Origin of the sequence: Micromonospora sp. WMMA1976, assembly GCF_027497335.1 — a bacterium.
Classification (GTDB): Bacteria; Actinomycetota; Actinomycetes; order Mycobacteriales; family Micromonosporaceae; genus Micromonospora; species Micromonospora aurantiaca.
Genome location: NZ_CP114912.1, coordinates 2,517,058 through 2,530,523, shown reverse-complemented (window position 1 = coordinate 2,530,523; position 13,466 = coordinate 2,517,058). Strand labels below are relative to the sequence as shown.

Below are 13,466 nucleotides of genomic sequence, written 5' to 3'. Positions count from 1 at the left end.
GCACTAGCTGTCCCAGCCCGCGTAGGTGGCGGTGATCTCGTACACCGCCTTGAGGTTCTCCATCCCCGCCAGCTCCCGCTGCGGGATCTCCACCTTGTAGCGCTTCTCGATCCGCGCCAGCATCTCGATCGCCCGCAGCGAGTCGGCCTCGTACTCGTCCTGGAAGTCGGCGGTGTCCGTCAGCTCCGACGGCTCGACCTCGAGCACCTCCGCGACCAGCTCGCGCAGCTCCTCGAGGTGGGTTTGCTTGTCCGACATGACACTGTTCCTCTCCTGGTACGACGGTCGGTCGGGCACGGCACGGGCGTCACAGGACGATCCCGCCGTCGACGTGGAAGACCTGGGCGGTGATGTACGACGCGGCGGGCGACAGCAGGAAGGCCACCAGCGGCGCCACGTCGTCCGGTACGCCGAAGCGCCCCAGCGGGATGGCGGCGAGCGCCTTGGCGCGCGACTTCGACGGCAGCGCCGAGGTCATGTCGGTGTCGATGAACCCGGGCGCGACCACGTTGGCCCGCGACCCGTAGGGCGCCATCTCCTTGGCCAGCGAGCGGGTCAGGCCGATGATGCCGGCCTTCGCCGCCGCGTAGTTGGTCTGACCGGCGTTGCCGTAGACACCGGCGACCGAGGAGATGTTGACGATGTCACCGGCCCGCCGCTTGAGGAAGCGGAACCCGACGGTGCGGCACAGGTTCCAGGTGCCGGTGAGGTTGACGTCCAGCACGTCCCGCCACTGGTCGGCGCGCATCAGCACGGCCGGGGCGTCCCGGGTGATGCCGGCGTTGTTCACCAGCCCGGTCAGCGGGCCGATCTTCTTCTCCGCCAGCGCCACCAGATCCTCGACGGCGTCCGGGTCGGACACGTCGCAGGACTGGAACAGGCAGCGCACGCCGTGGGCGGCGACCTCCGCCTCGGCCGCCTCGGCGTCCTCGCCGTCGCGCCGGTAGCAGCCGGTGACGTCGTAGCCCAGGCCGGCCAGGTGCACCGCGACGGCGCGGCCGATGCCCCGGGAGGCGCCGGTGACCAGGACGTGCCCGGCGGGCTCGGAGCCGCTCATGCCGGCCTACCCCCTTCCCCGGCGCCCGGCCGGAACTCGACGTAGGCGAACCCGCCCGGCAGCGCGACCGGCGCGGCCGGATGCACGGCCCGCAGGCCGGCCACCACCCCCAGCGCCGCCAGTTGCGCGGCGGTGCGCTGGCGGCCGGCGAAGAGGGTCAGCATCTTCAGGTCGGCGGCGACCGACCACCGGTCCGGTTCGCCGGCCGGGATGTCCTCCACCACGAGCACCCGGCGGCTCACCGCGGCGCAGCGGCGCAGGATCGCCGCGGCGGTCGCGTCGTCCCAGTCGTGCAGGATGTCGAACAGCAGGTGGGTGTCGCCCTCGGGCACGGCGTCGAGGAAGCTGCCGGCGACCACGTCGCACCGGTCGGCCAGGCCCGCCTCCCGCACCGCGGCGCGCGCCCCGGCCGCCGGCCCGGGCAGGTCGAACACGGTGCCGCGCAGACCGGGGTGGGCGCCCAGGACGGCGATCATCGTGGCGCCGCGACCGCCGCCCACGTCGACCAGGTGCCGAGTGCCGTGCCAGGGCACCACGGCGGCCAGGTCGGCGGCGACGCGCCGGGACTTGCCGGCCATCAGCGCGTCGAAGGCGTCACCGCGAGCCGGGTCGGCGGCCAGGTCGTCCCAGAAGGAGCGGCCGTGGACCCGGTCGTAGCCGGGTTCGCCGGTGCGCACCGCGTGCAGCAGCCCGGCCAGCGCCAGGTCCATCCGCCCGCCCGGCCCGTCCAGGTCCAGCCAGGCCCGCAGGCCCGACGGGTGGGCGGTGGCGAGCATCCGGCCGGCCGGGGTGACCGCGTACGTGCCCGGCTCGGGCTCGGTGTAGAGGCCGAGCTGGACCAGGTAGCGCAGGAGCCGGCCGAGCGCGTCCGGGTCGGCTCCGCCGGCCCGGGCGAGTGCCTTCAGCCCGGTGTGACCGTCGGCGATGTGGTCGGACAGCCGCAGCGTGGCGGCGACCCGCACGGCGAACGGCGGGAGCATCTCGAGCATCGCCGAGATGTCGGCGCGACGGGCCACCATGGTCAGCGGTCCGCCGTGTACAGCCGGCCCCGCGACCAGACCCGCGGCACGCCGCCCCAGCGCATCGCGGAGGCGGCGTCGGGGAAGAAGCCGCGTCCGGGGTGGTTGGCGCTGGTGTTGCAGAGCACCGGGATGCCGGAGTGCCGCTCGTACGCGGTGAGCAGTTCGAACAGCAGCGGATGGGCCGGACCGACGGTCTGCAGCCGGGCGCTGCCGTCGGCGTGCACCACCGCCGGCACGCGGTCCCGCCACCCGGGCCGGATGTGGTGCTCGAAGAGCATGTACGGGTCGGGGGTGCCGGGGTCGAACACCTCCGGCGCCCGATCCTCCAGGCAGATCGGCGCCACCGGCCGGTACGACTCGCGCAGCTTGATCTCGTTGAGCCGGTCCTTCATCGCCGGGTCGTGCGCCGGGGCGATGATGCTGCGGTGGCCCAGGGCGCGCGGGCCCAGCTCGGCCCGGCCGTCGACCACCACGACCGGTTCGCCGGTGCGGTGCAGCAGCTCGGCGAGTTCGGCGACGCTGCACGGGCGGCCGGTCCAGCCGGGCGGGACCGGCGAGTCGACGAGGTCCGGGCCGTCGAACACCGACCAGCGCAGCGCGGCGCGGCCGGTGCGGCGGAACAGCTCCGCGCAGGCGGTGCCGATGGCCGAGCCGGCGTCGTTCGGGAACGGCGGCACCCACACGTCGCTGAAGTCGCCGCTGGCCCGCAGCCCGGAGTTCCACTTGATGTTCAGCGCGCAGCCGCCGGACAGGCAGAGCGGCTCGCCGGCCCGCACGTACGCGGCGCCCGGGCCGGTACGCAGCCCGCGCAGCAGCAGCCGGAACAGGAACTCCTGGAACGAGGCGAGGATCGCCGCGTCCGAGAGCCCGAGCGGCGCGAGCCGGCGCCGCGCCTGGTGACTCCAGAGGAACGCGCCGGTGATGCCGATCGGCAGCATCGACTCGGCCAGCTCGGTCATCACCGTGATCGCCTCCTCGCTGGCCGGGGCCAGTGAGGCGTACGCCATCGCCTTGCCGGAGACCGGCAGCAGCGCCTCCAGCTGAGCGAAGTCGCCCAGCCCGCCGAGCCGGCGGCGCTCGTCGGCGGGGACGCCGAACGGCGGGAACAGCGAGGCGAAGATCGGGTAGAGGGCACCGACGATCGGGACCACCACGCCGAGCGAGTGCAGCGCGGGCGTGGCCGGGTCGAACCGGTAGAGGGTGGCGGGCATGCCGCCGTCCCACACCAGGATCAGCGCGGCCCGGTCCGCCGCCGCGTACGGGCTGGTGCTGTAACCGGCGAACGCGTGGCCGGTGGCGTGCGGGTAGCTGGAGTAGTCGAAGGTCTTCGAGCCCAGCGGCAGGCCGCTGCCGGTGGTGCGCGGGTGGGCCGGCAGCGGGTTGCCGGGCTCGGCGATGACCGCGTAGCCGGCCAGGTCGATCATCTGCCGCCCGCCGTCGGGCAGCTCGATCTCCGCCGCGGTACGCCCGTCGCCGGACTGCACCCAGCCGTCGACGCTGATCGCGTCGATGTCGCCGATGCCCAGGCCGTGGCGTTCCAGCTCGGCCACCACGCCGCTCAGGTCGGTGAGGCGGGCGTGGCGGCGGCGGTTGCCGACCTTCTCCTCCTCGACCGACCAGAGCAGACGGTCGCCCCGGATGAGGGCGTGCGCGCCGTCGTGGGTCAGTTTCAGCCCGCAGATGACCTCGTCGTGCTCGGACAAGTCCGCACCTCCACCGATCGTTGCCAGCCCTCGCACGGTCCGTGGTGGACCGTCACTCCGTCGTGGCGGCCAGCGGCTCGGCGTCCTTGCTCTCCAGCTGCCGCACCACGTGGTTCTCGATGTCGGCGGCGGTACGGATGTTCTGCACGCTCTGCTCGTCGATCGGCGGCAGGTCGAACTCGTCCTCCAGGGCGAAGGCGAGCTCCAGGAGGGCCAGGGAGTGGTACTCCAGGTCCTCGACGAGGAGCACCTCGTCCTGGTCGCCCTTCTCCGGGTTGGGGGCCAGTTCGAGGACCAGCTCCCGCACCCGCTTCCGCGTCTGCTGCTCATTCGGAATCGGCACGGGGGCACCGTAACCCCGCCCCGAGCGCCCCCGGAAGCGTGCGCGAACTCGACCGCGGACACCCTCCGGAGGCGGGCTCAGAGGCGCTCGTAGAGCACGTCGTCGGACCACACGTACCGGGTGCGGCCCCAGGACATGGCGGTGCCCGGGTCGGGGAAGAAACCGCGTCCCGGCAGGTTCGCGCTGGTGTTGCAGAGCACCGGTACGCCGCTGAGGCGCTCGTAGGCGCGCAGCAGGTCGTGGACCACCCGGTTGCCGGCGTCGACGGTCTGCAGCCGGGCGCTGCCGTCGACGTGCACCACCGCCGGGATGCGTTCCACCCAGCCGGCCCGGACGTCGTGGTCGAAGAGCATGTACGGGTCGCGGGTGCCGGGCGCGAACACCTCCGGCGCCCGCTCCTCCAGGCAGATCGGCGCCACCGGCCGGTACCACTCCCGGCCCTTGATCTCGTTGAGCCGCTGCTGCATGTCCCGGCTGGTGGCGGGCGCGATGAGGCTGCGGTGCCCGAGCGCGCGCGGGCCCAGCTCGGCCCGGCCGGTGAGCACGACGACCACCTCGCCGCGTTCGTGCAGCAGCGCGGCGAGGTCCTCGACCGGGCACGGCCGCGACGTCCAGCCCGGCGGCACCACGCCGTCCCAGCGCAGTTCCGGCCCGGCGAACTCGCTCCACCGCAGGCCGGTACGCCCGGTCGTGCGGGCCATCTCGGCGCACGCGGCGCCGATCGCCGAACCGGCGTCGTTGGGGAACGGCGGCACCCACACCCGCGGGAAGTGCCCGCTGCTCCGCAGGCCGGAGTTCCACTTGATGTTCAGCGCGCAGCCGCCGGACAGGCACAGCGGCAACGCCCGCAGCTCCGGGTGCCGGTCGAGCATCGCCACCATGCCGGTGACCAGGGCCCGGAACAGGTACTCCTGGAACGAGGCCAGCAGCTCGGCGTCGGTGGCGCCGAGGCCCCGGGCGAGCTGGAGCACCCGCTGGCTCCACTGGAACGAGCGCATCGGCGTGTCGACCGCGCCGAACTGCGCGGTGACGGCGCCCATCACGTCGATCACCGCCTCCACCGGTTTGCCCAGCCCGGCGTACGCCATCGCCTTGCCGGAGACCGGGAGCAGCGCCTCCATCCCGAACCGGCGGTCCGGGTCGGCGCTGCGCCGGTCGACCCGGAACGGATCGAAGTGCGAGGCGAAGATCGGGTACAGGCCGCCGATGAACTCGTTGACCCGGCCGACGCCGCGTACCCGGGGCCCGTCCGGTTCGACCAGGTAGAGGAAGGGCGGCATCCCGCCGTCCCAGACCAGGCCGAGCGCCGGCTCGCCGCGCTGCGCGAACGGGCTGGTGCTGTAGCTCGCGAACAGGTGCCCGGTGGCGTGGGTGTAGCTGGTGAAACCGGCCGGGCCGAACCGCTGCGGCAGCGGGCCGTGCCGCGCGTCCAGGGGCCGCGCCGCGTCGGTCACCGGGTCCTCGTAACCGGCCACGTCCAGCGGGTGCGGGCGCGCACCGTCGAGCAGCCACACGTACGAGGTGCCGTCGCGGTCCCGGGCCCAGCCGTCGACTGCCACGCCGGTCAGCTCGCCCGCCGACAGGCCGTGCCGGCGCAGTTCGTCGTGGATCACGTCGATGTCGTGCAGTTCCGAGTGGCGGTTGTGGTTGCCGAGCTTCTCCGCCTCGGTGGAGAACAGCAGCCGACCGTCGTCGATCACGGCCACCGCGCCGTCGTGCGTGACCTTCAGTCCGCAGATCAGGGATCGTCCAGGCACCTTCGCAGCCTCCTCGCCGGGTCCGTTCAACTGGGCAGAATGCCCAGTTGCCCGCACCTGACCGGGCAGGCGTGCCAGGGACATCGCGCCCACGTCACACGTCGAGCGCATGCTCGCGCCGGGCCGGCCGGCGCCGCAAGCGTGCCCGCCGGCCGGCTCGCGCGGGCCTGCCGCCGTCGCGTGGCACCGCGTTACGCTCCGCCCACCCGTGCCCAGGAGGTCCCCGATGGACGGACAGGATCGCGCCGCGGCGGCAGGCTCGCCGCTGACCGACTGGGTGCACCGGCCGCGCCCGGACGCGGCGGTCCGCTTCGCCGGACCCGGCGACGGGTGGGACGAGTGGAGCTACGAGCGGCTCGCCGAGGGCGCCCGCCGGGTCGCCGCCGGGCTGCGCTCGGCCGGGACCGCCGACGGCGACACGGTGGTGATCGTGGAGCCCACCGGGCCCCGGTTCATCCAGCTCTACTTCGGTGCGATGGTCGCCGGCGCGGTGCCGGTGCCGACCGCGCCGCCCGCGTTCGGCCAGGACCTGACCGGCTACGCGCGGGCGCTGGCCCACCTGGTCGGCCGGGCCGCCCCGCGGATGGTGGTGACGTCCGCCGCGCTGGCCGGGCAGCTCGCCGGGCTGGTGCCGCCACCGGTGCCGGTGCGGGTCGACGACGACGTGATCGCCACCGCCGACCCGGGCCCGTGGCCGGGCTGTGCCCCGGCCCAGCTGGCGATGCTCCAGTTCACCTCCGGCTCGACCCGGGCGCCGCGCGGGGTCCGGGTGCCGGTGCCGGCGCTGGAGGCCAACGTGGCCGCCATCGCGCAGTGGCTGCGGATGCGGCCGGAGGACCCGACCGCGTCGTGGCTGCCGATGCACCACGACATGGGGCTGATCGGCTGCCTCATCACGCCGGTGGTGCGGCAGAGCGACCTGTGGCTGCTCTCCCCCGAGCAGTTCGTCCGGTCCCCGCTGCGCTACCTGCGCTGCTTCGGCGTCCACGGCGCGCGGCTCACCGCGATGCCGACGTTCGGGCTGGAACACGTCGCGCGGAAGGTACGCCCGCAGGACCTGGCGGGCATGGACTTCTCCGCCTGGCGGGCGGTCATCGTCGGCGCCGAGCGGGTCGGCACCGGCGCGGTGGAGCGTTTCGTGCGGCTGCTGGCCCCGTACGGGCTGGATCCGCGCGCCGTCCTGCCCGCGTACGGGCTGGCCGAGGCGACACTCGCCGTCACCGGTCTGCCGCTGGACGAGTTGTGGACGTCGGTGCCGCTGGACCCGCGGCGGGTGGTGCTCGACGGGCCGGTGCCGCTGGCGCCGGAGGCAGGTGGCGCGCTCGTCGGATCCGGCCGCCCGCTGGACGGGATCCGGGTCGCGATCGTGGACCGGGACGGCCGGGAACTGCCGGAGGACCACGTCGGCGAGATCGTGGTGGACGGTCCCTGCCTCACCGACGGCTACCACAACGAGCCGCCGGACGCCGACACCGGCCGCCGGGACGGGCCGCTGGTCACCGGCGACGCCGGGTTCCTGCACGACGGCCAGCTGTTCGTGCTGGGCCGCATCGGCGACAGCGTGAAGGTGCGCGGCCGTACGCTGCTGGCCGAGGACGTGGAGGCGGCGCTGGAGTCGGCCGGGCTGCCGCGGCACCGGCAGACCGTCCTGCTGGGCATGCGCGGGGATCGGCCGACCGCGGTGGTGGTGGTCGAGCAGGCCGACCCGCTGCGGCTGGAGGCGGCGCAGGGGCTCGTCGGCCGGGTGACCGAGGGTGCCGACCTGGTGTTCGTCCGGACCGGCGTCGGCACCATCCCGCGAACCACGAGTGGCAAGCCGAAGCGGCGTGAGCTGTGGAGAATCTTCCTGACAGGACAGCTGACCACAGCCGCCGCACACTCGGAGGATCCTTCATGACCGCACGTCCGGACGTCGTCGTCCTCGGTTCCGGTGTCACCGGTCTCAGCACCGGCATCCGGCTGGCCGAGGGAGGCGCGCGGGTGCTGATCCGTACCGCGGAACCGCCCGCGCGGACGACCTCGATGCAGGCCTCGGCGCTGGTCGGCCCGAACCTGTCACCGCCGGACGACCCGCAGCGCGCCTGGACCGACGAGACGCTGCGGGTGCTGCGCGACGAGCCGATGCCGGGCGTGACGCTGCGCGAGGGCGTACTCGCGGCCCGGCCCGCCGGTGCCACCCCGCCGTTCGTGGAGCAGACCCCGGGGTTCCGGCCGCTGGACGAGCACGAACGCCCGGCGGGCTTCGGCACCGCGTTCACCGTCCGGCTGCCGCTCGTCGACATGCCCGTCTACCTCGCGTACCTCCAGCAGCGCTTCCTGGACGCCGGCGGCGAGCTGCGCGCCGAGCCGGTGGCCTCGCTCGACGAGGCGGCGGCGGTGGCGCCGGTGGTGGTCAACTGCACCGGGCTGGCCGCGCGGGCGCTGACCGGCGACGACGAGCTGTACCCGGTGCGCGGCCCGAAGATCGTGGTGCGCAACCCGGGGATCGAGCGGTTCTTCCTGGAGGCGCCGATGACGCCCACCTGGGCGTCCATCTTCCCGCACGGCGACCACGTGGTGCTCGGCGGCGCGCAGCGGCGCAGCGACGACACCACGCCCGACCCGGCCGAGGAGCGGGACATCGTCGCGCGGTGCGCCGCGATCGAGCCGGCCCTGGCCGGCGCCGAGGTGCTCGCGCACACCGTCGGGCTGCGCCCCGGCCGCCCGGCCCCGCGGGTGGAGGCCGAGCGTCGGGGGGACGCGCTCGTCGTGCACAACTACGGCCACGCGGGGAACGGCGTCATGCTCTCGTGGGGATGCGCCCGCGACGCCGCCGCGCTGGCGCAGGGCGGCGGGACCACCGACCGGCCTGACGAGTGAGCCGGCGCCGCCGGGCGCCGGCCTGACCGGAGGGACACCATGTCCACTGCCACCTGGGCGTCCGGCGCCGACGCGTCGGCCCTGTTCCGCACCGCCGCGGACCGGGTCCGCGCGATCGACGTGCAGCACATCCGGGACGCGCTGTACGCGCCCGGCGGCTCGTACCGGTGGCCCCGGCACCGGATCAACGAGGTGGAGCTGGAGTGGCGGCGCTGGCGGCTGCGTCACCACCTCGGACTGCGCGACGAGCCGCCGGCCTCGATCCGGCTGTACGAGCGCCTGGCCGTGTCGGCCGGGGTGCCGCCGGCCGACGTGTCACCGCTGGCCGGCGGCGGGCCGCTGGTCGACGCGACGTACGACCAGATGTTCCCGCAGGGCCCGCTGATCATCCGGGCGGTGAAGTCGCGGGTGGTGCGGCGGCCCACCGACCACGAGGTGGACGAGGAGTACGCGGCGCTGCTGCGCGAGTCCAGCGGCCGGCGCAGCGACTACCTGTCCATGCTGGACCCGTCCGGGTACTACTGGCACATGCCGGACCTGATCTCGGCGGCCACCGCGCGGGAGTGCATGAAGGACGTCGAGGTGCTGCTGGCCGCCCCGCGCGGGGAGTCGTTCGCGGGCGGGCTGCAGCCGGGCTGGGACGTCGAGCACGACGCACTGGTGAGCCGGTCGATGAACGCGTACCTGGGCGCCGGGCCGACACTCATCAAGATCCACGAGGATCCGGCGCTGGTCGCCGAGATCAGCGCCCGGATGGGCCGGCCCATGCACCCGACCCGGTGCACGTACCTGCGCTACGAGAAGGGCGACTACCTGGGCGTGCACACCGACCAGCCGACGTGCGAGGTGTCGCTGCTGTTCACCATCGCCGGCGACCCGGGGCCGATGCGCTCGTACCTCGACGAGACCGGCCACGACCCGGCCTGGCTGGACCGGTGGGTGCGGGAGGCGGGCAACTTCCCCGACGGCGGGCTGGACTTCATCTACCAGCCGCGCGAAGGGCTGGCGCTGACCGGCCGGGCGGTGCCGCACGCCCGCCTGCCGCAGGCGGAACGGGCCGTCATCGGCGCGTTGTTCTACAGCGGCCTGACCTGACCCGCGCTCCGGGCGCCCCGGACAGGGCGCCCGGACGGCGGCTCACCGGGGACGGTGACGCACCTGCGCGCCGGTGTAGCCGTGCAGCCCGGCCACACCGCCCTCCACGCCCAGCCCGCTGCACTTCAGGCCGCCGTACGGCTGGTCCGGGGTCAGTTCGGCGTGCGAGTTGACCCACACCGTGCCCGCGTCCAGTCGCGCGGCGACGTCCCAGGCGCGCTGCGGGTCCGCCGACCACACCGAGGCGCCCAGCCCGTACGGGCCGGCGTTCGCGGACCGGACCGCGTCGTCGAGATCGGTGTACGGCACCACGGGCAGCACCGGCCCGAACTGCTCCTGCGTCACGACCGCCAGGTCGTCGGTGGCGCCGGCGAGCACGGTGGGTGCGTAGAACCGTCCCGGGCCGGGCAGCGGCGCGCCGCCGGCCGCGACCCGCGCTCCCCCGGCGGTGGCCGCCTCGACCAGCGCGGTGATCCGGCGCAGCTGCGCCCCGGTGGTGAGCGGCCCCAGCTCGGTGCCCTTCACCGCGCCGTCGCCGACCCGGGTGGCCCGGGCCCGGTCGGCCAGCGCGTCGACCACGCGACCGTGGCGCGACGCCGGCACGTACAGCCGTTTCACCAGCATGCACGCCTGCCCGCTGTTGGCGAACGCCTCCCAGAACAGCTTCTCGGCGATCGCGTCCGGGTCGGCGTCGTCGAGCAGGATCGCCGGGTCGTTGCCGCCGAGTTCGAGGGTGACCCGCTTGAGCCCGGCGCCGGCGGAGGCGGCGACCCGGCGCCCGGCGGCCACCGACCCGGTGAACGACACGTGCGCCGGCACCGGATGCGCGACCATCGCCGCGCCGAGGTCGTCCCCGCCGGACACGACGTTCACCACGCCGGGCGGGAACAGCGGCGCCAGCAGCCGCCCCAGTTCCAGCACGGCCAGCGGCGCGTACGGCGAGGGCTTGAGCACGACCGTGTTGCCGGCCCGCAGCGCCGGGGCCAGCTTGGCCGCGGCGATCGCGACCGGGAAGTTCCACGGGGTGATCGCGGCGACCACGCCCAGCGGACGACGGGCCAGCTCGACGTGCCCGCGCCGGTCGTCGCGCAGCAGCTCGGCACCGAGGTCGAGTCCGGCGTGGTAGCGCAGCGCGCCGGCCGCGCCGTACGCCTCGGCGATCGCCATCGCCGTCGGCTTGCCCTGCTCGGCGGTGACCAGCGCGCCCAGGCGGGACGCGGCCCGCGACACCTCCTTCGCGGCGGCGAGCAGCGCGGCACGCCGGGCCTCGTCGTCGGCGGCCCAGCCGCCGGCGGCGGCGAGCGCCGCGTCCATCGCCCGGTCGAGCTGCCGGCCGGAACAGACCGGGGCGGCGCCCAGCGGCGCGCCGGTGGCCGGGTTGTCGACCGGGAGGACGGCGGCCGCCTCCTCGGCCACGCCGCCGATCGTCATCGCCGGGGCGTGCTCAGCGGTCGCGGTCATGGTGGCGTCCTCCGTCACATGCGGCCCGCGCGGCGGGCGTCCTCGATCGATGGGTAGACGGGCCGGAAGCCCAGGTCCCGGCGGGCGGCGGTGGTGTCCACGACGCAGCCCAGCGGACCGCCCTCCTCCGCGTCGCCGGCTCCGGCGCCGCGCGCGGTGAACTCCTCGGCCAGCGGGCGCAGCAACGCCGCCGGGGCCGGCTCGTCGTCGGCCAGGTTGTACGTGTGCCCGGCCGCGGCCGGGCTGCGCAGCGCGGCGAAGATGCCGGCCCGCACGTCGGCGTGGTGCACCAGGTGCAGCCGCTCGTCGTCCGGCCGGTGCGCGGCCCAGCTCAGCGCGTCGGCGAGATGCGGGTCGCCCTCGCCGTAGGTGAACGCGACACGCAGCACGCACACCTCCAGCTCCCCGCCGGTGAACTGGCGCAGCGCCGCCTCCGCGCCGAGCTTCGCGGCCGGGAACGACGACTCCGGCGACTCCAGCAGCGGGCCGTCCTCGCGTACCGGCCGGTCGCCGGCGGGCGCGTAGACGAGGTAGCTGCTCATCTGCACGAACCGGCGCACCCCGGCGTCGAGCGCGGCGCGGGCCAGTGCCGCGGTCGCGGTCCGGTTCACCTCCTCGGCGCCCGGCCCGTCCAGGCCGACGAACGCGGACGCGATGTGCACCACCGCGTCGACCCCCTCGACCGCGCTGCGGCACACCGCCGGGTCGCGCAGGTCGCCGGTGACGAGCCGGCCGCCGCCCGGCCCCGGGCCGGGGCCCCACACCAGCAGGCGCGCCTCGCCGCCGAGCCGCTTGAGGTGGGGCAGCAGCCGGGCACCGACCCGGCCGGTCGCGCCGGTGAGCAGGATCCGGCCGAGCGGCGCCGGCTCGGCGTCGACGGTCTCCACTGGTACGCGCATGGCTGTCGCCTCTCTGCGAGGTGGCCGCGCGAACAGGTACGGGCGTACGCGGCCGGGATCCGTCCTATGCGGCCGCGCGCAGCGGCCGGCGCTCCTCGGCCAGCCGCTCCAGCAGCTCGATGCCCCGTTCCACGCCGGGCATCCCGGCCATCTCCGCCTGGAGCCGGGCGGCGTTGCGCCGGTAGAGGTCGTCGTCCAGGGTGGCGCGCACCGCGTCGCGGATGCGTTCCGGCGTGGCCGCGGCCTCGTCGAGGCGGATCGCCACCCCGGCCGCGCTGAGCCGGTGGGCGTGGTACGGCTGGTCGACGGCGACCGGGACGACCACCATCGGCAGGCCGTGCCGCAGCGCGCCGACTGTGGTCAGGTAACCGGCGTGGTGCAGCACCACGGCGGTGCGGCGCAGCACCTCGTCCTGCGGGATGTACGTGGCCAGCCGCACGTTCGGCGCGTCGATGCCGGTGGCGGCGAGGTCGACGCCGGAGCCGAGCGTCATGACCACGTCGACGTCCTCGTCGCGCAGGCCCCGCGCGGCGGCGCGGAACAGGTGCGGCGTCTGGTTGAACGCGGTGCCCATGGTCATGTAGATCAGCGGCCGTGTGGCCGGGGCGGTGAGCCAGTCCGGCACCGGGCCGTCCACCTGGTACAGCGGCGGCATGATCGGGTGCACCACCTCGTCCTCGGCCCGTCCGCCGAACCACAGCAGCGGGTCGTCGGACAGCGGCTGCATGCTCGGCAGGTACGCGTCGAGGTAGAGGTACGGGTAGAGCCGCGCCATGCCCGGGTCGGCGGGCAGCCCGAGGCGGGTGCGGGCCTGGCTCCAGCCCGCGCCCATCGTCTGCGCCGTGACCGCCCGGGGCAGGCGCGGGAGCTGGCCGAGCGCCGCGTAGGGCACGCCCACCGCGTCGGCGGCGAGCGGCCCGGCCCACTCCAGCGACTCGTGCAGCAGCACGTCGGCGCGGGTGTCCCGGAGCACCTCGACGACGCCGGGGATGAGCGCGGCGGTGGCCAGGGCCATCAGCCGCAGCCGCCGGCGCTCGTCGTCGAACGCCGACGTCCTCGGCCCGTCGGCCAGCCACGCCGGGCCGACCTCCACCACGTCCAGCCCGGCCCGGGTCACCCAGGGGCCGAGACCCCGTCCGGTGACCACCGTGACGTCGTGCCCGGCGGTGCGGGCGGCGAGCGCGAGCGGGGCGATCGCATGGAAGTGCCCGACCGCGGGCTGGCAGGTCACCACGACTTTCATGAGGGCCATCCACCTCCGGATAATGGG

General features: G+C 75.1%; 12 protein-coding genes. 3 read left to right on the top strand and 9 right to left on the bottom strand.

All coding sequences use genetic code 11. The features are described 5' to 3' along the window. Positions 1–3 precede the first annotated feature (3 nt). The 6 genes from O7546_RS11605 to O7546_RS11580 form a co-directional block, all read right to left on the bottom strand. Complete coding sequence (locus O7546_RS11605) at positions 4–258, bottom strand: acyl carrier protein (RefSeq protein ID WP_135239705.1); 255 nt, start codon at positions 256–258, stop codon at positions 4–6. 49 nt (positions 259–307) lie between these two features. Next, positions 308–1,057: a 3-oxoacyl-[acyl-carrier-protein] reductase gene (gene fabG / locus O7546_RS11600; protein ID WP_281600902.1), complete on the bottom strand. Its 750-nt coding sequence runs from the start codon at positions 1,055–1,057 to the stop codon at positions 308–310. Then, positions 1,054–2,076, bottom strand: coding sequence for a methyltransferase (locus O7546_RS11595; protein WP_281600901.1), 1,023 nt, complete (start codon positions 2,074–2,076; stop codon positions 1,054–1,056). Before O7546_RS11595 ends, fabG begins: the two co-directional genes overlap by 4 nt. A gap of 2 nt (positions 2,077–2,078) precedes the next feature. Continuing rightward, on the bottom strand, positions 2,079–3,782 hold the full coding sequence (locus O7546_RS11590; protein WP_269696759.1) for a carbamoyltransferase N-terminal domain-containing protein: 1,704 nt from the start codon (positions 3,780–3,782) through the stop codon (positions 2,079–2,081). A 52-nt stretch (positions 3,783–3,834) separates the two neighbouring features. Next, complete coding sequence (locus tag O7546_RS11585; RefSeq protein ID WP_216933389.1) at positions 3,835–4,125, bottom strand: phosphopantetheine-binding protein; 291 nt, start codon at positions 4,123–4,125, stop codon at positions 3,835–3,837. Between the two features lie 77 nt (positions 4,126–4,202). Next, positions 4,203–5,882, bottom strand: a complete 1,680-nt coding sequence (locus O7546_RS11580) for a carbamoyltransferase N-terminal domain-containing protein (RefSeq protein ID WP_194800054.1) — start codon at positions 5,880–5,882, stop codon at positions 4,203–4,205. 226 nt (positions 5,883–6,108) lie between these two features. On the opposite strand from O7546_RS11580, the gene O7546_RS11575 reads away from it, so the two are divergent. From O7546_RS11575 to O7546_RS11565, 3 genes are read left to right on the top strand one after another with little or no spacing between them, the layout of a single operon-like run. Next, a complete protein-coding gene (locus O7546_RS11575) occupies positions 6,109–7,779 on the top strand; it encodes an AMP-binding protein (protein WP_281600900.1) in 1,671 nt (556 codons plus the stop codon). After that, positions 7,776–8,741, top strand: a complete 966-nt coding sequence (locus O7546_RS11570) for an FAD-dependent oxidoreductase (protein ID WP_194800052.1) — start codon at positions 7,776–7,778, stop codon at positions 8,739–8,741. Before O7546_RS11575 ends, O7546_RS11570 begins: the two co-directional genes overlap by 4 nt. Positions 8,742–8,780: 39 nt before the next feature. Next, on the top strand, positions 8,781–9,836 hold the full coding sequence (locus O7546_RS11565; protein ID WP_269696755.1) for a hypothetical protein: 1,056 nt from the start codon (positions 8,781–8,783) through the stop codon (positions 9,834–9,836). A 42-nt stretch (positions 9,837–9,878) separates the two neighbouring features. Here the strand turns inward: O7546_RS11565 and O7546_RS11560 are convergent, their stop codons facing one another. The 3 genes from O7546_RS11560 to O7546_RS11550 form a co-directional block, all read right to left on the bottom strand. Further along, on the bottom strand, positions 9,879–11,297 hold the full coding sequence (locus O7546_RS11560; RefSeq protein WP_228531758.1) for an aldehyde dehydrogenase family protein: 1,419 nt from the start codon (positions 11,295–11,297) through the stop codon (positions 9,879–9,881). 14 nt (positions 11,298–11,311) lie between these two features. Beyond that, positions 11,312–12,196, bottom strand: a complete 885-nt coding sequence (locus O7546_RS11555; RefSeq protein WP_194800051.1) for an NAD-dependent epimerase/dehydratase family protein — start codon at positions 12,194–12,196, stop codon at positions 11,312–11,314. Between the two features lie 64 nt (positions 12,197–12,260). Then, positions 12,261–13,439 (bottom strand): glycosyltransferase, encoded by a 1,179-nt coding sequence (locus O7546_RS11550; RefSeq protein WP_269696753.1) that lies wholly within the window; start codon positions 13,437–13,439, stop codon positions 12,261–12,263. Positions 13,440–13,466: the final 27 nt, after the last annotated feature.

What these genes read in the sequence shown, in the direction of transcription:
- O7546_RS11605 (WP_135239705.1), bottom strand. Translation starts at nt 258, where the DNA reads ATGTCGGACAAGCAAACCCACCTCGAGGAGCTGCGCGAGCTGGTCGCG.
- fabG (WP_281600902.1), bottom strand. Translation starts at nt 1,057, where the DNA reads ATGAGCGGCTCCGAGCCCGCCGGGCACGTCCTGGTCACCGGCGCCTCC.
- O7546_RS11595 (WP_281600901.1), bottom strand. Translation starts at nt 2,076, where the DNA reads ATGGTGGCCCGTCGCGCCGACATCTCGGCGATGCTCGAGATGCTCCCG.
- O7546_RS11575 (WP_281600900.1), top strand. Translation starts at nt 6,109, where the DNA reads ATGGACGGACAGGATCGCGCCGCGGCGGCAGGCTCGCCGCTGACCGAC.
- O7546_RS11570 (WP_194800052.1), top strand. Translation starts at nt 7,776, where the DNA reads ATGACCGCACGTCCGGACGTCGTCGTCCTCGGTTCCGGTGTCACCGGT.
- O7546_RS11565 (WP_269696755.1), top strand. Translation starts at nt 8,781, where the DNA reads ATGTCCACTGCCACCTGGGCGTCCGGCGCCGACGCGTCGGCCCTGTTC.
- O7546_RS11560 (WP_228531758.1), bottom strand. Translation starts at nt 11,297, where the DNA reads ATGACCGCGACCGCTGAGCACGCCCCGGCGATGACGATCGGCGGCGTG.
- O7546_RS11555 (WP_194800051.1), bottom strand. Translation starts at nt 12,196, where the DNA reads ATGCGCGTACCAGTGGAGACCGTCGACGCCGAGCCGGCGCCGCTCGGC.
- O7546_RS11550 (WP_269696753.1), bottom strand. Translation starts at nt 13,439, where the DNA reads ATGAAAGTCGTGGTGACCTGCCAGCCCGCGGTCGGGCACTTCCATGCG.